The organism is Antribacter soli (assembly GCF_021568775.1).
Taxonomy (GTDB): Bacteria; Actinomycetota; Actinomycetes; order Actinomycetales; family Cellulomonadaceae; genus Antribacter; species Antribacter soli.
The window spans coordinates 18375-38038 of sequence record NZ_JAKGSG010000034.1; the positions used below are offsets into that span (position 1 = coordinate 18375).

General features: G+C 74.3%; 15 protein-coding genes, 1 pseudogene and 1 riboswitch. Of the genes and pseudogenes, 7 read left to right on the forward strand and 9 right to left on the reverse strand.

What is annotated here, in order from left to right; translation table 11 throughout:
* Window positions 1–14: 14 nt before the first annotated feature.
* The 3 genes from L1785_RS11700 to L1785_RS11710 form a co-directional block, all read right to left on the reverse strand.
* Complete coding sequence (locus L1785_RS11700; RefSeq protein ID WP_236089446.1) at window positions 15–596, reverse strand: thymidine kinase; 582 nt, start codon at window positions 594–596, stop codon at window positions 15–17.
* Between the two features lie 78 nt (window positions 597–674).
* Complete coding sequence (locus L1785_RS11705) at window positions 675–1748, reverse strand: putative endonuclease domain-containing protein (protein WP_236089447.1); 1074 nt, start codon at window positions 1746–1748, stop codon at window positions 675–677.
* A gap of 294 nt (window positions 1749–2042) precedes the next feature.
* Entirely contained in the window at window positions 2043–5732 is a 3690-nt protein-coding gene (locus tag L1785_RS11710) for an Rne/Rng family ribonuclease (protein ID WP_236089448.1), read from the reverse strand.
* A 440-nt stretch (window positions 5733–6172) separates the two neighbouring features.
* Between L1785_RS11710 and L1785_RS11715 the strand changes: the two genes are divergently transcribed.
* The 5 genes and pseudogenes from L1785_RS11715 to L1785_RS23390 all read left to right on the forward strand — a co-directional run bounded on the left by L1785_RS11715 (window position 6173) and on the right by L1785_RS23390 (window position 12548).
* Window positions 6173–7672, forward strand: coding sequence for a cytochrome ubiquinol oxidase subunit I (locus L1785_RS11715; RefSeq protein WP_236089449.1), 1500 nt, complete (start codon window positions 6173–6175; stop codon window positions 7670–7672).
* Between the two features lie 16 nt (window positions 7673–7688).
* The gene (gene cydB / locus L1785_RS11720) at window positions 7689–8738 is read left to right on the forward strand and encodes a cytochrome d ubiquinol oxidase subunit II (protein WP_236089450.1); all 1050 of its coding nucleotides are present in this window, start codon (window positions 7689–7691) and stop codon (window positions 8736–8738) included.
* A 22-nt stretch (window positions 8739–8760) separates the two neighbouring features.
* Complete coding sequence (cydD, locus tag L1785_RS11725; RefSeq protein ID WP_236089451.1) at window positions 8761–10605, forward strand: thiol reductant ABC exporter subunit CydD; 1845 nt, start codon at window positions 8761–8763, stop codon at window positions 10603–10605.
* Window positions 10595–11806, forward strand: a pseudogene (gene cydC, locus L1785_RS11730) (thiol reductant ABC exporter subunit CydC); the annotation flags it as partial. The gene cydD and the pseudogene cydC, both read left to right, overlap by 11 nt.
* Before the next feature lie 214 nt (window positions 11807–12020).
* Window positions 12021–12548 carry an ATP-binding cassette domain-containing protein gene (locus tag L1785_RS23390; protein WP_372461862.1) on the forward strand — a complete coding sequence of 176 codons (528 nt, stop codon included), beginning with the start codon at window positions 12021–12023 and terminating at the stop codon, window positions 12546–12548.
* A 103-nt stretch (window positions 12549–12651) separates the two neighbouring features.
* On the opposite strand, the gene L1785_RS11735 is transcribed toward L1785_RS23390, so the two are convergent.
* Entirely contained in the window at window positions 12652–14256 is a 1605-nt protein-coding gene (locus tag L1785_RS11735; RefSeq protein ID WP_236089452.1) for a phytoene desaturase family protein, read from the reverse strand.
* A 101-nt stretch (window positions 14257–14357) separates the two neighbouring features.
* A riboswitch (cyclic di-AMP (ydaO/yuaA leader) is annotated at window positions 14358–14523 on the forward strand.
* 6 nt (window positions 14524–14529) lie between these two features.
* On the opposite strand from L1785_RS11735, the gene L1785_RS23220 reads away from it, so the two are divergent.
* Together L1785_RS23220 and L1785_RS11745 are read left to right on the forward strand one after the other, a co-directional pair.
* Window positions 14530–15402, forward strand: coding sequence for a C40 family peptidase (locus L1785_RS23220; RefSeq protein WP_236089453.1), 873 nt, complete (start codon window positions 14530–14532; stop codon window positions 15400–15402).
* Window positions 15403–15470: 68 nt separating this feature from the next.
* Window positions 15471–16454, forward strand: coding sequence for an NAD(P)-dependent oxidoreductase (locus L1785_RS11745; RefSeq protein WP_236089454.1), 984 nt, complete (start codon window positions 15471–15473; stop codon window positions 16452–16454).
* A gap of 14 nt (window positions 16455–16468) precedes the next feature.
* Here L1785_RS11745 and mutM read toward each other — a convergent pair whose 3' ends face one another.
* From mutM to coaD, 5 genes are all read right to left on the reverse strand, one after another.
* Window positions 16469–17425: a bifunctional DNA-formamidopyrimidine glycosylase/DNA-(apurinic or apyrimidinic site) lyase gene (gene mutM / locus L1785_RS11750; RefSeq protein WP_236089455.1), complete on the reverse strand. Its 957-nt coding sequence runs from the start codon at window positions 17423–17425 to the stop codon at window positions 16469–16471.
* Window positions 17418–18140: a ribonuclease III gene (gene rnc, locus L1785_RS11755; protein WP_236089456.1), complete on the reverse strand. Its 723-nt coding sequence runs from the start codon at window positions 18138–18140 to the stop codon at window positions 17418–17420. The genes mutM and rnc overlap by 8 nt, the downstream gene beginning before the upstream one ends.
* Window position 18141: 1 nt before the next feature.
* The gene (gene rpmF, locus L1785_RS11760) at window positions 18142–18336 is read right to left on the reverse strand and encodes a 50S ribosomal protein L32 (RefSeq protein ID WP_236089457.1); all 195 of its coding nucleotides are present in this window, start codon (window positions 18334–18336) and stop codon (window positions 18142–18144) included.
* 2 nt (window positions 18337–18338) lie between these two features.
* Window positions 18339–18893: a YceD family protein gene (locus L1785_RS11765; protein WP_236089624.1), complete on the reverse strand. Its 555-nt coding sequence runs from the start codon at window positions 18891–18893 to the stop codon at window positions 18339–18341.
* Between the two features lie 257 nt (window positions 18894–19150).
* Window positions 19151–19660: a pantetheine-phosphate adenylyltransferase gene (gene coaD / locus L1785_RS11770; RefSeq protein WP_236089458.1), complete on the reverse strand. Its 510-nt coding sequence runs from the start codon at window positions 19658–19660 to the stop codon at window positions 19151–19153.
* Window positions 19661–19664: the final 4 nt, after the last annotated feature.

Consider the following 19664-nt stretch of genomic DNA (forward strand, 5'->3'; position numbering starts at 1 on the left):
CGAGCCCGCCGCGTTCAGCCCCGGTGCCGCCGGCAGCGGGCCTCGTACGACTCGGCTCCGCCCACGTGAGCCTCGACCGGGGTGAGGGCATCGCCCAGGTCGACGACCGGTCCGGCGTCGTGCACGCGGACGTGGAACGCGGCCTCCGCGCCGCAGACCGCGCACACCGCCGTGAGCTTGTCGACGGACTCGGCGAGCGCCATGAGTTCCGGCATGGGCGCGAAGGGGCGGCCGTCGAACGTGACGGACAGGCCGGCGACCACGACGACGAGGCCGCGGTCGGCCAGGGCCGAGGCGACGGGCACGAGGTCGTCCCCGAAGAACTGCGCCTCGTCGATGGCGACGAGCTCGGTGCCCGCGTCCAGCAGGCCGGGGATGGCCGCCGCGGTCGCCGCCGTGCGCGACGGCAGCTCGAGACCCGAGTGGGACGTGACCTTGCCGGTCCCCCGCCGGGTGTCGAGCTCGTGGCTGATGACGGCGACCCCCCGCCGGGCGATCTCCGCCCGCCGGACGCGCCGCACCAGCTCCTCCGACTTGCCGGCGAACATGGGGCCGGCGATCACCTCGATGCGCCCGCGACCGAACCCGTCGTCCATGACGTCAGTCAAGCACCGAGGGCTCCCGGGGGCCTGCCCCACCGCGAGCATCGCCTCGTTGCCGGGAGTCCGCTTCGATCACGCGGTTGTGCACCGATCTGCCGCCGCCGAGGTGCGTAACCGCGTGATCGAAGCGGACTCAGCCCCCCGGAGCCCCAGCTCCACGACCTGGTCCCGTGCCACGTCCTGCCCCGGGCGCCACCGATGCTTCCGCAGCACCGCCGCGACCGCAGCGCCGATCCCACCAGGGCGCCGGCTGTCGCTGGGCTTGAACCGGAGGAGGACGACCCGGCCAGAGGCGAGCAGCTGGTTCTGGCGCGGGGAGTCGTGCACGAGCGCCGAAGGGCTGCTGTGCGGGCCGACGCCGTCGATCTCGACGACCAGCCAGCGGCCGTCGGGCAACCACCACACCAGGTCGACCCGGGCCACGATCTTCCCGTCCACGGAGAACCGGACCTGGATGTCGTCCGGCAGCACGCCGTTGTCGATGCACGAGAGCCTGGCGAACGACTCTGCCGGCGACTCGGCCCGCCGGTCGACCAGCCCGAACACCTCGTGCACGGCAGCCGCACCCGGACGCCCGCGCACGAGCTCGTGAATGGCCGGCAGCACGCCCTCACGGTCCGCGCTGCGCCGCGCGACGCCGTCGAGCACCGCCAGCATGTTCTCCCGTGGGAGGCGGGGCAGGGCCTGCGCGACGGCGTGGTCGAGCCGGGCGACCGGCCGGTCGCCGATCAGGACCATCGGGAACGGCTCGTACTGCCGGACCGCCACGCCGCACCGGTTCGCCCGGTCCGTCCCGCCTGGCAGCGCCACCTCCGCGACGAAGTCGACAGGCAGCCCGTCGACGTCGTGCAGCACGAGGGCGCACGTGCCGGTCGCGACGGCCTGCGGACCGTACAGGAGGAGCGCCAGCCAGGTCCGGCGCCGGCGGACATGGTCGTGGAAGTCCTCCCGCCGCCGGTGCTCGATGGGGACCGGGTCGATGTCGTAGACACCGCGACCTGGGTGCTGCCAGCGCAGCTGCTCGACGAGGCGCCGACGCACCTGTCGAGAGACGCCGAGGTCGTCGCACTGCCGGGCCGACAGGAGACCTGCCTGCCGGTGCGCCGTGCGCGCAGCTGGTTCCGGGATCTCGAAGCGCCTTGACATGCGCCCATCGCAGCAGGTCGACCGGGTGGAACCGGCCGCCGTCGGCGCCCGCTGTGCACCACGGCGGCGAACCGGCGCCTGTGGTCGGGGTCGGTCGGAGGCTGTCCTGCAGGGAGCGACGGGAAAAGTCCGCCTGGAACACGCGGTTGTGCACCGCGGGAGCTGCCTCCCGGTACACAACCGCGTGATCGAACCGGACCTTCCAGAAGGACGCCGCGGGGCCGCCACCTTTTTGGGGACGGCCCGGCGTGCCCCGGTCAGCGGCCGAGAAGCCGCGACCAGAGGCCCTTCTTCTTAGGCGACGTCGTCGCCTGCTCCTTTGGGCAGAACATCACCCTGTCCAACGACGGCGGCCTCCTCGGCCTCCGCCGCGACCGGCTCGACGGCCCCCTCGGCGACCGGCTCGACGGCTTCAGCCGCGCCGGACACCGCGTCCTCCACGAACGCCTCGGCGGCGTCGGCGTCCACCGTCGCAGCCTCGACGATCAGGTCGGCCGGCTGCTCGACCACCCCGTCGACGTCGCGCGCCTCGTGGGCGTGCGCGGCCGCGGCAGCGATCGTGGCGAGCGTGGCCTTGACGGCCTCGCGCGCCTCGGAGCGCTCGTCCGGCAGGACGGGCACGGGAGGCGTGGCAGCCGCCGTCGTCTCCTTCGCCCCGCCGCGCTTGCGGCGCGACCGGGCCGCGCGGCCCTCGGCCTCGGCCGCCACCGCCCCGCCACCGTTCGACGGCGCGGCGGGTGCGCCGCCGCGCTCGATCGGGTGCTCGTGCACGATGAACCCGCGGCCGTGGCAGTGCTCGCACGTCTCGGAGAACGCCTCGACGAGGCCCTGGCCGACACGCTTGCGCGTCATCTGGACCAGGCCGAGCGACGTGACCTCGGCGACCTGGTGCTTGGTCCGGTCCCGGCCCAGGCACTCGACCAGGCGGCGGAGCACCAGGTCACGGTTGGACTCGAGCACCATGTCGATGAAGTCGATGACGATGATGCCGCCGATGTCGCGCAGCCGGAGCTGACGCACGATCTCCTCGGCCGCCTCGAGGTTGTTCCGCGTGACGGTCTCCTCGAGCGTGCCGCCCGCACCGGTGAACTTGCCCGTGTTGACGTCCACGACGGTCATGGCCTCGGTGCGGTCGATGACCAGCGAGCCACCCGACGGCAGCCACACCTTGCGGTCCATCCCCTTGGAGAGCTGCTCGTCCACGCGGTGCACAGCGAACACGTCCGTGTTCTCAGCCCAGCGGGACACGCGCTCGCGCAGGTCCGGGGCGAGCTCGTCGACGTAGGACGAGATCTCGTCCCACGCCCCGTCGCCCTCCACCACGAGCGACGAGAAGTCGTCGTTGAAGATGTCGCGGACCACGCGGATCGCGAGGTCGGGCTCGCCCTGCAGCAGGGCGGGCGCGTTGGCGGTCTTCGCCTTCTTCTCGATCTGCGCCCACTGGTTCTGCAGGCGCTCGACGTCGGCCCGCAGCTCCTCCTCGCTCGCGCCCTCGGCGGCGGTGCGCACGATGACGCCCGCCCCCTCGGGCACGACCTCGCGCAGGATCTTCTTCAGACGGTTGCGCTCGATGTCGGGCAGCTTCCGGCTGATGCCGGTCATGCCACCACCGGGCACGAACACGAGGTAGCGGCCGGCGAGCGTGACCTGGCTCGTGAGCCGCGCGCCCTTGTGGCCGATCGGGTCCTTCGTGACCTGCACCAGCACCGAGTCACCCGACTTCAGCGCCTGCTCGATGCGGCGCGGCTGGCCCTCGAGCCCCGCGGCGTCCCAGTTGACCTCGCCCGCGTAGAGCACGGCGTTGCGGCCCTTGCCCACGTCGACGAACGCGGCCTCCATGCTGGGCAGCACGTTCTGCACGCGGCCCAGGTACACGTTGCCCGCCATCGACGTCTGCGACTGCTGCGAGACGTAGTGCTCCACGAGGACGCCGTCCTCGAGCACCGCGATCTGCGTGCGGCCGTCCTTCTCGCGCACGATCATCGAGCGGGTCACCGACTCGCGGCGTGCGAGGAACTCGGCCTCGGTGATGATCTGGCGGCGACGGCCGGCGTCGCGGCCCTCGCGGCGGCGCTGACGCTTCGCCTCGAGGCGCGTGGAGCCCTTCAGCGCAGTCACCTCGTCGGAGACGACCGCCCGCTCGCGCGTACGGCTCGCGGCAGCCTCGGCGCGCTCGCCACGGGTACCGCGACGGCGGCGCCGACGGCGGCGGCTGCCACCCTCGCCCTCCTCGTCGTCGCCCTCGTCACCTTCGGCCTCGCTGTCCGACGCCGGACCGGTCGCCCCGGTCTCGTCCGTCGCCTCCGCGTCGCCCGCCTCGGTGTCCTCGGCGTCCTCGTCCTCGTCGGACTCACCCTCGTCGAACGAGTCGCGACGGTCCCGGCCACCGCGACGGCCACGGCCGCCCCTGCGGCGGCGACGGCGCGCCGGGCGCAGGCCGTCCTCGTCCTCCTCGTCCTCCTCGAAGTCCTCCGGGGCGAGCTCCTCGAGCTCCACGCCCTCGGCGAGCAGCTCGGACTCGATGAGCCCGACCTCCTCGACGGCGGCGGCCTCGTCCTCGCTCAGCTCGATCGCACTGGTCTCAGCCGCGAGGAACTGCGGGGCGGCGGCGCGAGCGCGCTCCGCGGTGTCGGCGATCGCCTCGAGCGCCGAGGCGGTGTCGACGGCGGGCGCCTCCGTGGGCGTCGGTGCCGCGGCGCCGCGCGAGGCACGGCGGGACCGGGTGCGGGGTGCCGGGGCCTCGGCCGCCGGGAGCCTCGATGCCGGGAGGTCGAGCTCCAGCGGGGCGTGTGCGGTCGGCGCAGCCTCGAGCGTCTCGGCCGGGGGCTCCGCCGCCTGCGTCGTCAACGCCCGCGTCGGCTCGGCCTGCGCAGGCGCGACGGCCTCGGCCGGCTCCTCGTGCGGGCGGGGCGGGCCGGCCGGTGCCACGGCACGGCGCGGCCGGCGCGCGGTCGTGGGGTCGGGCGCCTGGAACAGCAGCGCGGTCGTCGCGAGACGCGGCTTGCGCGAGCCGCCTGTCGTGGCGGCGGGCGAGATCGGTGCCTCCGCCGGCTCGGCGGCCGGCTCCGGGCTCGGCGCGGGCTCGGCCGGGGCCTCGGCACGCGCGGCGCGTCCGCGGGTGGCGCGGCGGGTGCGCGGCGCGGGAGCCGCCTCCGCGGCCGTGTCCTCGGCGGGCTCGGCCTCCGGGGCGGCGATCACCTCGGCCTCCGAGGCGGCCTCCGTCACCGGGGCCTCGGCGACCGGCGCGGCCGCACGGCGGCGCGACCGGCGGGCGGGAGCCTCGGCGGGCTCGGCCGCCGGGGTCTCGGCAGGCTCCGCCTCGGTCTTCTTGGTGCGGCGGCGCGACCGGGCGGGCTTCTCGGCGGGCTCGGCGGGTGCCGCCTCGGCCTCGGCGTCGTGCACCTCGGCACCGCGGGGGCCTGCAGGGAGAACGATGTCGTCGAGGCTCCGGACCTCGCGGGCGTCGCCCTCGACGTCGGGCGTGCGGCGCTCGGGCAGCACGATGTCGTGGAGCGCGATGGCGGGCTCCTCCACCTCGGGCTCGGGCTCGGGCTCGGCAGAGACGACCGCGGCCGGGGCCGCGACGTCGTCCTCGACCGCGAGCTCGACCACCAGGTCGGCCGGGAGGTCGGCCGGGGTCTCCGGCTCGGCCGGGGTCTCGGCGACGGGAGCCGGGGCCGGGGCCGGGACGGCCTCGGGCGCTGCAGTGACGCGCACGGCACGGCGGCTCTTGCGCGGGGCGTCGCCCGTCCCGGTGCCGGCGACGACGACCGGCTCGGCGGTGGACGCCGACGTGATGGGGGTGGTGGCGGTCTCAGCCGTCAGGAAGACGGGCTCCGTCTTCGGCGGGGCCGCCGTGGCGCGGGTGGCACGACGGCGCGGGGTGCGCTTCGTCGTCTCCTCGGCCTCGGCCGAGGCTCCCAGAGCCTCGTCGTGATCGTTCTGTGACCCGATGGTCGTATTCGTGGTGCTGCGAGGCGTCACGTGTTGTGCTCCTGTGGCCCCCGGTCCGCCCCACACCGGCGGACCGCCGGGCGGTCGGTCGTCCGGTGGTACATCGCGGCGAAGCGCGTACCCGGACGGAAGTCTCGGCTGCGGCCCTGCTCCCTCGTCTTCGCGGACGCCAGCGCTCACGAACCCCTTCATGTCCGTGGTCGCGGCACCGCGTGCGGATCGCGGAAGCAGCGGGCTCGTCAGGTCGCGCGGGGGATGTGGGTCCCTGCACGACTGCGGCCAGTATCGCACAGGACGGCCTCGTCGGCCGTGGTGGGCGGGCTCTCCGGGCGCGTCACTCGCGCCGGCCCTGTCCGGCCGTCAGGCTTGTGTCACACATCACGGCCACAACGGGTCAACCGGCCATCGGAACCCCGTACATTCGCTTGTGAAGACAGTCACAAGCATCCATGACCCCTCAGGAGCCCCCAGTGGACGCCCTTGACCTGGCCCGGTGGCAGTTCGCCATCACCACCGTGTACCACTTCATCTTCGTGCCGCTCACGATCGGCTTGGCGCCGCTGGTCGCCATCATGCAGACCGCGTGGGTGCGCACCGGTGACGAACGGTGGCTGCGGCTCACCAAGTTCTTCGGGAAGCTCTTCCTGATCAACTTCGCGCTCGGCGTCGTGACCGGCATCGTGCAGGAGTTCCAGTTCGGCATGAACTGGAGCGAGTACTCGCGCTTCGTCGGTGACGTGTTCGGGGCGCCGCTCGCGATGGAGGCGCTGGCCGCGTTCTTCGTCGAGTCCACGTTCCTCGGCCTGTGGATCTTCGGCTGGGACCGCCTGAGCAAGCGCGTGCACCTCGCCTGCATCTGGGCCGTCGCCGTCGCGGTGAACCTCTCGGCGTTCTTCATCCTCGCGGCAAACTCCTGGATGCAGCACCCGGTGGGTACGCGCTTCAACCCGGAGACCGGCCGGGCCGAGATGGAGTCCATCTGGGCGGTCCTCACCAACAGCACGCTCTGGGCGGCGTTCCCGCACACCGTCACGGCGGCGTTCCTCACGGCCGGCACGTTCGTCGCCGGCATCGCCGCCTGGTGGATGGTGCGCCTGGCGCGGACGCGCAAGCCCGAGAACGTCGAGCTCGCCCGCACGGTCTACCGGCCGGCGCTGGTGCTCGGCACGGTCACGATGCTCATCGCGGGCGTCGGCGTCGCAGTGTCCGGCGACTTCCAGGGCAAGCTGATGTTCGAGCAGCAGCCCGGGAAGATGGCCTCCGCCGAGGCGCTCTGCGAGGGCACCGAGGCTGCCGCCTTCTCGATCCTCACGATCGGCGACCTGAGCAACTCGTGCGAGGGCGTGCGCCACCTCATCGAGATCCCGGGCCTGGCCAGCTACCTCGGCACCGGCAGCTTCTCCGGCCCGGACAGCTATCTCCCCGGCGTCGTGGACGTCCAGGAGTCGTACACGGAGCGGTACGGCGACACCGACGACGCCGGCAACCCCGTCTCGTACACGCCGAACCTCGCCCTCACCTACTGGAGCTTCCGGCTGATGATCGGCCTCGCGATCGGCTCCGTCGCGCTCTCGCTGGCCGCGCTGTGGTTCACCCGCGGCGGGCGCGTCAGCGACAACCCCTGGCTGGCCCGCATCGGCCTCGCCGCGATCCCCATGCCGTTCCTGGCGTCGTCCTTCGGCTGGATCTTCACCGAGACCGGCCGTCAGCCGTGGGTCGTCGCACCGAACCCCACGGGCATCGACGAGATCCGGCTGCTCACGCTGCGCGGCGTCTCGACGGTGGTGAGCCCGGGGATGGTGCTCACCTCGATGATCGTGTTCACCGTCGTCTACGGCGTGCTCGCGGTCATCTGGTACCGCCTCATGCACCGGTACACGGTCGAGGGCGTGCCCGCCGTCGTCCACGACGACTCACCCGAGGCGCGAACCGACGACGCCGCCGACCGCCCGCTCTCCTTCGCCTACTGAACCCGGAGCCACCGCCATGGATCTCTCCATCTTCTGGTTCGTCCTCATCGCGGTCCTGTGGACCGGGTACCTCGTCCTGGAGGGCTTCGACTTCGGGGTCGGGATGCTGCTCTCGATCCTGCCCCGCGGCGACGCCGCGCACCGCGAGAAGGAGCGGCGCCTGCTGGTCAACACCATCGGGCCCGTCTGGGACGGCAACGAGGTGTGGCTCCTCACCGCCGGCGGCGCGACCTTCGCCGCGTTCCCCGAGTGGTACGCCACCCTGTTCTCCGGCTTCTACCTGCCGTTGCTGCTCATCCTCGTGGCGCTCATCGTGCGCGGCGTCGCCTTCGAGTACCGCGGCAAGATCGCCGACGCCGCCTGGGCGCGGCGCTGCGACCTCGCGATCCAGGTCGGCTCCTGGGTTCCCGCCATCCTCTGGGGAGTCGCGTTCGCCAACCTCGTGCGGGGCGTGCAGCTCGACGAGGCGCACCAGTACGTCGGCGGGTTCTGGGCCTTGCTCAACCCGTTCGCCCTGGTGGGTGGGCTCGTGACGCTCGTCCTGTTCCTGCTGCACGGCGCCGTGTTCGTGGCGCTCAAGACCGACGGCGAGATCCGGGCCCGGGCTCGCCGCCTGGCCGGAGTGCTCGGCGTGGCCGCGGTCGTGGTCGCCGGCGGCTGGGCCGTCTGGGCGCAGCTCGCGTACTCGACCGGGTGGACGTGGGTGGCCGTCGCGATCGCCGCCGGTGGCCTGATCGGCGTCCTCGTGGCGAACCGGGCCGGGCGCGAGGGCTGGGCCTTCGCGCTGTCGGCGGTCGTGCTGGTCTCCGCCGTCGTGCTGATCTTCGGCTCGATGTTCCCCGACGTGATGCCCGGCCTCGGCGGCGGGAACTCGCTGTCGATCGCCGAGGCGTCCTCGACGCCGTACACGCTCGGCGTCATGACCGTCGTCGCGCTCGTGCTGACGCCGCTCGTGCTCGCGTACCAGGCCTGGACGTACTGGGTGTTCCGGCGGCGCCTGAGCGTGAAGCACATCCCGGCGCCCGTGGGGCTCACGTGGCAGCGGATCAAGGACGCCGCGTTCTGAGCCGGCACGCAAGGATGGGCCGGTGAAGCCTTTCGACCCGCGCCTCGCGCAGGGCGCCGCGGCGCGCGCCTACCTGGTGCTGACCGTGGGGCTCGGCGCCCTCTCGGCGGGCCTCGTGGTGGCCCAGGCGCTGCTGGTCGCCCGGCTGCTGACCCCCGTCGTGTCGGGGAGCGCCTCGGTGGCCGACGGCGGCGTGACGGCTCCCGACCAGGTGTGGCCCTTCGCGGCGCTGGTGGCGGTCGTGGGCCTGCGCGGCGCGGTCGCGTGGGCCCAGGACCGGTACGCCCTGCGGGCCGCCGCCCGGACCGTCGCCGAGCTGCGCTCCGCCGTGGTGGCGGCGTGGGCGGCGCGCCCGCCGCGGTCGGACGTGAGCCGCGAGGCCGACGTGGCGACCCTGGCCACGCGCGGCCTGGACGCCCTCGAGCCCTATCTCGTCCGGTACCTGCCGCAGCTCGTGCTCACGGCCCTGCTCACGCCCGCTCTCGTGGTCGTCGTGTGGACGCTCGACTGGGTGTCCGTGCTCGTCGTGATCGTGACGCTGCCGCTCGTTCCGCTGTTCATGGTGCTGGTGGGGCGGCTCACCGCGGGCACGTCGGAGCGACGCCTCGCCACGGTGCAGCGGCTCGGCGCCCAGGTGCTCGACCTCGTCGCCGGCCTGCCGACCCTGCGCGCCTTCGGCCGCGCCATCGGGCCCGGCGCCCGCGTGCGCGAGCTCGGCGACGCCTCGCGCCGCGCCACGATGGGAACGCTGCGGGTTGCGTTCCTCTCCTCGATGGTGCTCGAGCTCCTCACCACGCTCTCGGTGGCGATCGTCGCCGTGGGCGTGGGGCTGCGGCTCGTCGAGGGCGCCATGCCCCTGGAGCCGGCCATCGCCGTGCTCATGCTCGCACCCGAGGTCTACCTCCCCCTGCGCCGCGTCGGCGCCGAGTTCCACGCGTCCACCGACGGCCTCGCCGCGGCGGACCGGGCGTTCGCCGTGCTCGAGGACGCGGAGCGCGAGGACCGGGCCGACGCCACCCGCCGGCCCGCTCCCCCGCTCGCCGGGGCGACGCTCGTGCTCGACGACGTGACCGTCCGCGCAGGCGACCGGGCCGTCTACGCGCCCGCGGGTCTCTCGGCCAGGATCCCGCTCGGGGCGGGCACGCCCGGCAGCGGGCGGGTCGTCGCGCTGCGCGGCCCGAGCGGCGGCGGGAAGTCGACGGCGGTGCTCGCGCTCCTCGGGCTGCTGCGGCCCGACGCCGGCCGGGTGCTCGTGGAGCCCGCCGCCGGCGGTGGTGACGGCGCGGCCGGGCCGGTCGACCTCACCGACGTCGACCTCGAGAGCTGGTGGGCGCGGCTCACCTGGGTGCCGCAGCGCCCGTCCCTCCCACCCGGCACCGTGCACGACGTCGTGACGGCCACCCGGGCGGTCGGTTCGCCGGAGCGGGACGAGGCCGCCCGGCGCACGGGACTCGACGCCGTCGTGCGCGACCTGCCCCGGGGCTGGGACACCGTCGTGGGCCTGGGCGGCGTCGGGCTGAGCGTCGGCCAGCGCCAGCGTGTCGCCCTCACCGCCGCGCTCCTCGACGACGCCGCGGCCCGGCCGCTCGTCGTCCTCGACGAGCCGACCGCCCACCTCGACGCCCGCGGCGAGCAGGCGGTCCTCGACACGGTCCGGGCGTGGCGCGACGCCGGCCGCACGGTCGTCGTCGTCGCCCACCGGGCGTCGCTGCTGGCGCTAGCCGACCAGGTGGTCGACGTGTCGTCGGCGCCTGCTCCCGCTGTGGGTGTGGCTGCGGCGACAATTCACGCCACGACTCCCGCCGCAGCCATACCCACAGCACCGGACACCACTTCCGCACCACCGGAGGCGAGGCATGAGCGATAGGCGAGAGGCGTCGGGCAGCGGGCGGCACGACCCGCTGCGGGCGGTGCTGCCCCTGCTCGAGGTACGGCCCGGCCGGGTCGCCGCCGCCGTCGCGCTCGGGACCCTGGCCCTCGGGTGCGCGATCGGTCTCGCGGCCGTAGCCGCGTGGCTCATCGCGCGCGCCTCGCAGATGCCGCCGGTGCTGACCCTGTCGGTCGCCGTGGTGTCGGTGCGGGCGTTCGGGATCGGGCGGGGGGTGCTGCGGTACTGCGAGCGCCTCGCGTCGCACGACGTCGCGCTGCGCGGCATGGCGGCGCTGCGGGCCAACGTGTACGACGCCCTCGCGCGGAGCGCCGCGCCGCTGACCGTGCGCCGCGGCGACCTGCTGGCGCGCCTCGGGGCCGACGTCGACGACGTGGGCGACGTCGTGGTGCGTGCCGTCGTCCCCGCGGGCGTCGCGCTCGTGGTCGGGGCGGGGTCCGCGGTGCTCGTCGGCGCGTTCCTGCCCGCGGCGGGCGCGGCCCTCGCCGCGTGCCTCGTGCTCGCGGGGGTGGTCGCGCCGTGGCTGGCCGCGCGCGCCGCCGCGTCCGTCGAGGCGCAGGGCGCGACTGTGCGGGGCGAGGTGACCGCCCTGACACTCGAGCTGCTGGAGGACGCCTCCGCGCTGCGCGTCTCCGGGCGCTTCGACGACCGGCTCGCCCAGCTGGGCCGCGCCGACGACCGGCTCACCGCCGTCGCCGACGCCGGAGCCCGCACCACCGGCCTGTCCTCCGCACTCGGCGCGCTCGCGCAGGGGCTCGCGGTCGTCGCCGCGATCGCCCTCGGGATCCCCGCGGTGCTCGACGGCCGGCTCGCGCCCGAGGAGCTCACCGTCGTGGTCCTGACGCCGCTCGCCGTGTTCGAGGCGACCGCCGGGATGCCCGCCGCGGCGGTGCAGCTGCACCGCTCACGCGAGGCGGCGCGGCGCCTGCTGGCGCTGCTGCCGGAGGGCGGGCCGGGTGTCCCCCGCGTGATCGGCAGTCCGTCGGAGGGCGTGATCGGCGAGGTGGGCACGGGCTTGAGCGCCGCCGCGGCGGGGTCGCTCCTCGAGCTCGACGGCGTCACCGCGGGCTGGGGCGACCGGGCGGTCGTCGCGGGCGTGTCACTCGCCCTGGTACCGGGCTCGGTCGTGGCGCTCGCCGGGCCGTCGGGCGTGGGCAAGACGACGCTGCTCGCTACGGCAGCCGGCCTGGTCCCGCCGCTCGCAGGCTCGGTGCATACCGCTCGATCGGCAGTTCGTCGCGTGATCGGCAGCCCGGCCTACCGATCATCCGACGAACTGCCGATCACGCGAGAGGGAGCGGGCGCGGGGGCGGGGGCGGGGGCGGGGGCCCGCGGCCCTGCTCGTGGCCGAGGACGGGCATGTGTTCGACACCACGGTGCTGGAGAACCTCCGGGTGGCACGGGGGGACGTCACCCCGGACGAGGCGCGCGACGCCCTCCGCACCGTCGGCCTGGGCGACTGGCTCGACGGGCTGCCGGAGGGCCTCGGGACGATGGTGGGCTCGGACGCGGCGGCCGTGTCAGGGGGCGAGCGTCGCCGGCTGCTCGTCGCCCGCGCGCTGCTCGCCCCCGCGCGGGTCCTGCTGGTCGACGAGCCCGCCGAGCACCTCGACGCGACCACGGCGGACGCCCTCGTGCGCACCCTGGTGGAGCACGCGCGTGCGACGGGGCGCGCGGTGCTCCTGGCCACGCACCGGCTGAGTCCGTTGGACGCCGTGGACGAGGTGCTGGTGCTGCGCCGCGCGGACAGCGGCGACGACCCGGCCGCGGCGGGCGAGCCCGCCGCAGGCGAGCCCGCCGCAGGCGAGCCCGCCGCAGGCGAGCCCGCCCGGGTCTGGGCGCGCGGCACGCACGCGCACCTCCTGGCGACCGACGAGGCCTATGCCTGGGCCGCCGCGGCGGAGACCATCGCGCCGAGATAGTGCCGAGATAGTCAGGCCGTCGGACGGGGTGACTACCTCGCCACCAGAAGGCCGCCGAAGTAGTCGACCCGTCCGACGAGGTGATCACCTCGACATGTCCCGGCTACGCCCCCAGCGCCGCCATCGCCGCCGCGCGGCCCGGGATGCCGCTCACTCCCCCGCCACGCCGCGCGCCGGCACCGGCCAGCAGCACAGCGTCGTGCGCCGTCTCGACGCCCCAGCGCCCCACCTCGTCGTCGGACTCGGCAAACGGCCACGCGAGGTCGCGGTGGAAGATGTGCCCGCCGGGCAGGCCGACGTCGCCCTCGAGGTCGACGGGAGTCCGCACCTCGAGGCAGGGCTTGCCGTCGGCGTCGAGCGCGAGGCAGTCCTCGATCGGCTCGGCGAGCACGGAGTCGAGCGACCGGAGCGTCGCCGCGAGCGCCGCGTCGCGCGCGCCGTCGGGGTCGTCGCGGAACAGCCGCGTGGGCATGTGCAGCCCGAACAGCGTGATGGTCTGCGCCCCGGCCTCCCGGAGCGAGGGCCCGAGGATCGACGGGTCCGTCAGCGTGTGGCAGTAGATCTCGGACGGCGGCAGGTCGGGGATCTTGCCGTCGGCGGCCTGCGCGTACGCCGCCTGGAGCTGGGTGAGCGACTCGTTGACGTGGAACGTCCCGGCGAACGCGGCGACGGGATCGACACCGTCGCGCAGCCGCGGCAAGCGCGTGAGCAGCATGTTCACCTTGAGCTGCGCCCCCTCGGGCGCGGTGTCGTCTCCCACCGGAGCCGCCCCCGACGCGGCGAGGAGGCGGTCGAGCGTGGCGGGCGCGCAGCCCGCGAGGACGTGCCCGGCGCGCACGCCGTGGGCGCGCCCGTCTGCGTCGGCCCACGCAACCTCCGCGTCCGCGCCCGGCGCTCCCGGGTCGACCGCCGTGACCTCGGCCCCGGTGCGGATCGTGGCGCCCGCCGCGAGGGCGGCGTCGCGCAGCGCCCCGGTGACGGCGCCCATGCCGCCGACGGGCACGTCCCAGTCGCCGGTGCCGTTGCCGACCACGTGGTACAGGAAGCAGCGGTTCTGCCGCAGCGACTCCTCGTCGACGTCGGCGAACGTGCCGATGAGCGCGTCCGTCGCGGCGACGCCGCGCACGACGTCGTCCGCGAAGGTGCGCCGCAGCACGGCGCCGATCGGTTCCTCGAACAGCGTCCGCCACGTCGCGTCGTCGCCGACGAGGGCACGGGCCTCGTCCCGGGAGACCAGCGGCTCGGTCATCGTGGGAAACAGCCGCCGTGCGACGGCGGCGGTGCCGGCGTAGAACCGCTGCCAGGCCTCGAAGTCCGCATCGCTGCCGGTGAGGCTGCGGAACGAGGCGCGCGAGACGTCGTCGGACCCTGTGTCGACCAACAGACCGCCGTCTCCGACGGGCGTGTACGACGAGAAGCGGCGCCGCCGCAGCTCGAGCGGCAGGGCGAGCTCCGTGACGATCTGTCGCGGCAGGAGCGAGACGAGGTACGAGTAGCGCGACAGCCGCGCATCCACGCCGGTGAACGGGCGGGCCGACACGGCGGCCCCGCCCACGTGGTCGAGGCGCTCGAGGACGAGCACCGAACGGCCCGCGCGGGCGAGGTAGGCCGCGGCGGTCAGGCCGTTGTGGCCGCCTCCGACGACGACGGCGTCGTAGCGGGCGGCGGTGCCGTCCGGGGGGCCGGCCGAGGCGGGTGTCGCGTGCATGGCGCCATCCTGGCACGGTGCCCGTAACCGGATCGTGACAATTCTGGAGAGTCCCGGTACGGTCGACTCACCTCGCCGGTCCGGTGGGGTCCAGGACTGGACGCCGAGCCCTGTCAACGGTCCTGAGCAGCGACGACATGACAGGGGCGGGGGAACCAGGTAAGCCGGACGCGCAAGCGTCCTCGGGGTGAAGCCCGGCGAGAGCCGGGCCGGGTGAACGCTCTCCCTATCCGAACCCGACAGCTCACCTCGTAGGCGTCGAGGAGACCACTGGTGACCACACTCACCGACGAGCTCGCCGCGCGCGGCGAGCAGATCACGACCACCCAGCGGGCCCGGCACCGTGCCGACGGCCCGCCCGTCACCCCCCTGACCACCTTCACCCAGATTGCGACCGAGAACGCCGCCCGCACAGGCGCCATCGCGATGGTGTCCTCGGGCATCCTGGCGTCGGTGTTCTCGTCGCCCGCCGCCGCAGCGCCCGTCGAGACGTCCAACCGCCACACGCTCGACGTGGCGACGACCCCGAGCACGACCCTCCAGCTCGTGCCCATCGTGGAGGTGTCCGCAGACGCCCATGTGACGATCGAGGCCGCACCGGTCAGTGTCACTCCCTTCGAGAAGACGGCCGAGGGCATCGCCCAGGCCGAGGCGGAAGCCCGCGCTCTCGCGGAGGCGCAGGCCCGTGCCGAGGCGGAAGCCCAGGCACGGGCGGAGGCCGAGGCGGCCGCAGCGGCACAGGCCGCAGCAGCGGCGGCCGCGGCCGAGGCAGAGGCCGCGGCGGCAGCCGCCGCAGCCTCGTCGGCCGACCTCGGCGCCCGGGCGGTCGCGATCGCCATGGAGCTCGTCGGCACCCCGTACGTCTACGGCGGCGAGTCGCTCTCGGGCTTCGACTGCTCCGGGCTGATCTGGTACGTGTACCAGCAGCTCGGGATCGACCTGCCGCGCTCGTCCTCCGAGCAGCGCTACGCGGGCACGGTCGTGTCCGCGGCCGACGCGCGGCCTGGCGACCTCGTCTGGACGTCCGGCCACATCGCGCTCTATGCGGGCAACGGCATGGTCGTCGAGGCGCAGCAGGTCGGCGTGCCCGTGCAGTACACCGCCATGTGGCAGGACAACCCGGTGTTCATCCGCGTCACCGGCTGAGTCTGCCGGCGGGGCGCGGCGGACTGGGCCGCCTCGCCCCGCCGGTCCCGTCGGGTAGCGTCCCCCGCGTGAAGATCCTCGTCCCGGACGTCCCCTTCGACCTCGCCTTCACGGCCCTGCTGCCCGACGGCGGAGCCTCCTTCGGCCCAGGCGGCACCGACATCGTGGTCGCCTACGCGATGAAGGAGCCGGTGCCGGAGGAGCACGTCGACGCCGACGTCCTGGTGACGTGGTCGAGCCCGCCGCGGGTGGTCGCGGACGCCGCCCGGCGCCTGACCCGGCTGCGCTGGGTGCAGACGCTCGCGGCCGGGCCGGACGTCGCCGTGGCGGCGAACTTCGCACCGGACGTCGTGATCGCGTCGGGCCGTTCGCTGCACGACGACACGGTCGCCGAGCACACCCTCGGCCTCGTCCTCGCGCTCGTGCGCCGCCTCGACGTGTCGTTCGCCGCCCAGCGGGAGCACCGGTGGGCGAAGGAGATCACGTTCGCGCAGGAGGACCCCGCGACGGCCGCCTCGTACACCCTCGACGGAGCGCGGGTCACGATCTGGGGCTTCGGGTCGATCGCCGCCGTCCTCGCGCCGCTGCTGTCCGCGCTCGGAGCCCAGGTGACCGGCGTCGCGGGCACCGCGGGCGAGCGCCACGGCTTCTCCGTCGTCACCGCCGACGACCTGCCGACCTTGCTGCCGCGCACCGACGTGCTGATCTCGCTGCTGCCGGCGACCCCGCAGACCCGGCACGCGCTCGACGCGGCGACGCTCGCCTTCCTGCCCCCGCACGCCCGGTTCGTCAACGTCGGGCGCGGGGCGACCGTCGACGAGGCGGCGCTCGTCGACGCCCTACGCGGCGGGCGGCTGGCCGGCGCCGCGCTCGACGTCATGCAGACCGAGCCGCTGCCTGCGGACTCACCGCTCTGGGACGCTCCCGGCATGATCCTCACGCCCCACGTCGCGGGCGGCCGGCCGCGGGGAGCGGCGCGGTTCCTCGCGGAGCAGCTCACGGCCTGGCGCACCGGCGGCCGGGAGGCGCTGCGCAACGTCGTCGTGCGGTAGGCGGGCCGGGAGGCTCACGTCGCGCGGGGGGCCCGCTGGCACACCGGGCACGTGAAGGCGGACCGGTTCATGAAGGGGTCCCGGCGGATCGGGGTGCCGCAGCGGCGGCACGGCTCGCCCTCACGCCCGTACACGTTCAGCGACCGGTCGAAGTAGCCCGACTGACCGTTCACGTTCACGTACAGCGCGTCGAAGCTCGTCCCGCCCTGGGCCAGCGCCTCGCGCATCACCTCCTCGGCCGCGTCCAGCACCCGGTGCACGTCGGCGACGCGCAGGCGGTCGGTGGGCCGGGCCCAGTGCAGGCGGGCCCGCCACAGCGCCTCGTCGGCATAGATGTTGCCGACGCCGGACACCACGCCCTGGTCCAGCAGTGCTCGCTTGATCTGGGTCCGACGACGGCGCACCCGCCTCGCGAGGTCGTCCCTGCCCTCTGCCCCACCCTTGAGGTAAGGGTCGAGCAGGTCACGGGCGATGTGCGCGACCGGGCCCGGGACCGCGGCGAGGTCGCTGCCCAGGCCGCCCGGGGCGCCGTCGGGCACCGGGACGAGGTCGCTGACGCTCAGGTAGCCGAAGGTCCGCTGGTCCACGAAGTCGACGTACCGGGCGTCCGACGGGGCACCGTCGAGGTGGAGCCGGACGCGCAGGTGCGGGTGTCGGAAGTCGTCCGGGTCGGTGCCCGACCGGACGAGGAGCTGGCCCGACATGCCGAGGTGCGCGAGGAGCGCCGCCGCGCTCCGGGCGCCGGGAGGCGGGGGTGCGTCCGCGGGTTCGAGCGGGAACCAGAGGAACTTGCCGCGGCGCACCGCCGCGGCGAGGCGCTGGCCGGTGAGCTCGGCGCGGAAGGCGACCGGTCCTCCGTCGTGCCGCCGGACGCTGTAGTCGCGGAAGACCTCGACGTCCCGCACCACCGCGCCGACGACCAGGCGCTCGAGACCGTCCCGGACGGTCTCGACCTCGGGCAGCTCAGGCACTCGCACCCTTGGACGCCGCGGGGTCGGCGGCCGCGTCGGGACGCGGGAAGCTTGCCAGGAGCTCCCGGTAGGCCCCCTCGGCCGCACCCTGCTCCGCGTGCTTCTTCGCCGTGCCGGAACCCGTTCCGTACGTCACGCCGTCGATCACGACGGACGAGTGGAAGATGCGGGCGTGCTCAGGCCCCTCGGCCGTCGCCACGTACTCGGGCGCGGGCAGGCCACGTTCGGCTGCCGCCTCCTGCAGCGACGTCTTCCAGTCGAGGCCCGCGCCGAGGGCGGCCGCGACGTCGAGCTGCGCGTCGACGAGCCGGTGCACCAGCTCGCGCGACACCTCGAGGCCGTGGCTCAGGTAGGTCGCGCCGATGAGGGCCTCGACCGTGTCCGACAGGATCGAGTCCTTGTCGAACCCGCGCGTGCGGACCTCGCCCTTGCCGAGCAGCACGTAACGGCCCAGCTGGAGGTTGCGTGCGATCACTGCCAGCGACCGCTGCGACACCGTTGCCGCACGCATCCGCGCCAGATCGCCCTCCGAGAGGTCCGGGTGGCGCCGGTACAGCGCCTCCGTGACGACCAGCCCCAGGACCGTGTCGCCCAGGAACTCCAGGCGCTCGTTCGTGGGGATCCCGCCGGCCTCGTGCGCGAACGACCGGTGCGTCAGCGCGAGCACGAGAAGTGCGGTCGGCTCCGGTCGCGCCGGTGCGCCGTCCCTGACCACGTCAGCCCGCGAAGGCAGACTTCTGGGCCTCGGCGTACGTGCGGGTCTTGTAGGTGCCGCAGGTGGGGCACGCCGTGTGCGACAGCTTGTCAGCCTTGCACGCGGGGCAGGTGGTGAGGGTCGCGGCGGTGGTCTTCCACTGCGAGCGACGCGCACGGGTGTTGCTGCGCGACATCTTGCGCTTCGGAACAGCCACGGCTAGCTCTCTTTCGTCTCGTCCGACACGCTCGTGGATCCGAGCATGCTCTGCAGCGCCGACCAACGAGGGTCGACAACGTCATGGTGGTGGCCGGGGTCGTCGGCCAGGCGCGCTCCGCACTCGGAGCACAAGCCCGGGCAGTCCGGCGAGCACAGCGGTTGAAATGGTAGCGCAGTCACGACGGAATCCCTCAGCGGAGGCTCCAGGTCCGCCAGGTCCTCGTCGAGGAGCGACTCCACGTCCTCTGCCTCGTCGTCGCCCGCCGCAGCGCCGGCACGTGCACGCTCCGGGTAGGCGAAGAGCTCCGTGAGGTCGACCGACACCGGGACTGTGACCTCGTCGAGGCAGCGGACGCACTCGCCCACGGCCACGCCGCTCACCGTACCCGACACCAGCACGCCCTCCATCACCGACTCGATCCGCAGATCGAGCATGATCTCGCTGCCCTCGGGGATGCCGATGACGACGGTGCCCAGGTCCGACGGCGCCTGCACGGTCCTGGAGACCTCGCGCATGCTGCCGGGTCGCCGAGAGAGCTCGTGCGTGTCGAGCACGAGCGGCGAACGCGGGTCAAGGTGGATGGCAGGCTCCGAGAAGGTGGTGAGGATCGCGGGATCGGTCCGCACGCTCCGGGAGGGCGGGCCAGCGCACCATTCTACGTGATCGTGCGGGAACACCCAACGTGAGCGGACTCACCCCACCCTGCGCTGCGCTGTGCCTTCAGCGCTCAGTCCCTGGCCGCGCTTCGGCGGCGCTCCGCTCCGGCCGCGTGCCTCGTACCTCGGCCCCCACCCTGCGCTGCGCTGTGCCTTCAGCGCTCAGTCCCTGGCCGCGCTTGCGCGGCGAGCGCGGTCCTGACGGCCTCGGCCACGCCCACCGGCACCAGGTCGTCGATCGGGCCGCCGTACCGGGCGATGTCCTTCACCAGCGACGACGCGATGTGCGCGTAGGTCGGGTCCGCGGGCACGAACACCGTCTCGAGCCCGGACAGGTGCCGGTTCATCAGCGCCATGGGCGTCTCCGCGTCGACGTCGGCCCCGCCTCGCAGACCCTTGACCACTGCGACCGCGCCGATCTCCCGGCAGAAGTCCACGAGCAGGCCCGGGACGAGCGCGACGCCGATGTCCGCCGTCGCCGGGTCGGCCGCGAGCGCCGCACGGGCGAGGTCGACGCGGACCTCCGGCGAGAGCAGTCCGGACTTGCCAGGGTTCTTCGCGACGGCGACCACGACGCCGTCGAACAGCGTGCGGGCGCGGCGCACGATGTCGAGGTGGCCGAGCGTGATGGGGTCGTAGGACCCGGGGCAGACGGCGATGGTCATGCGG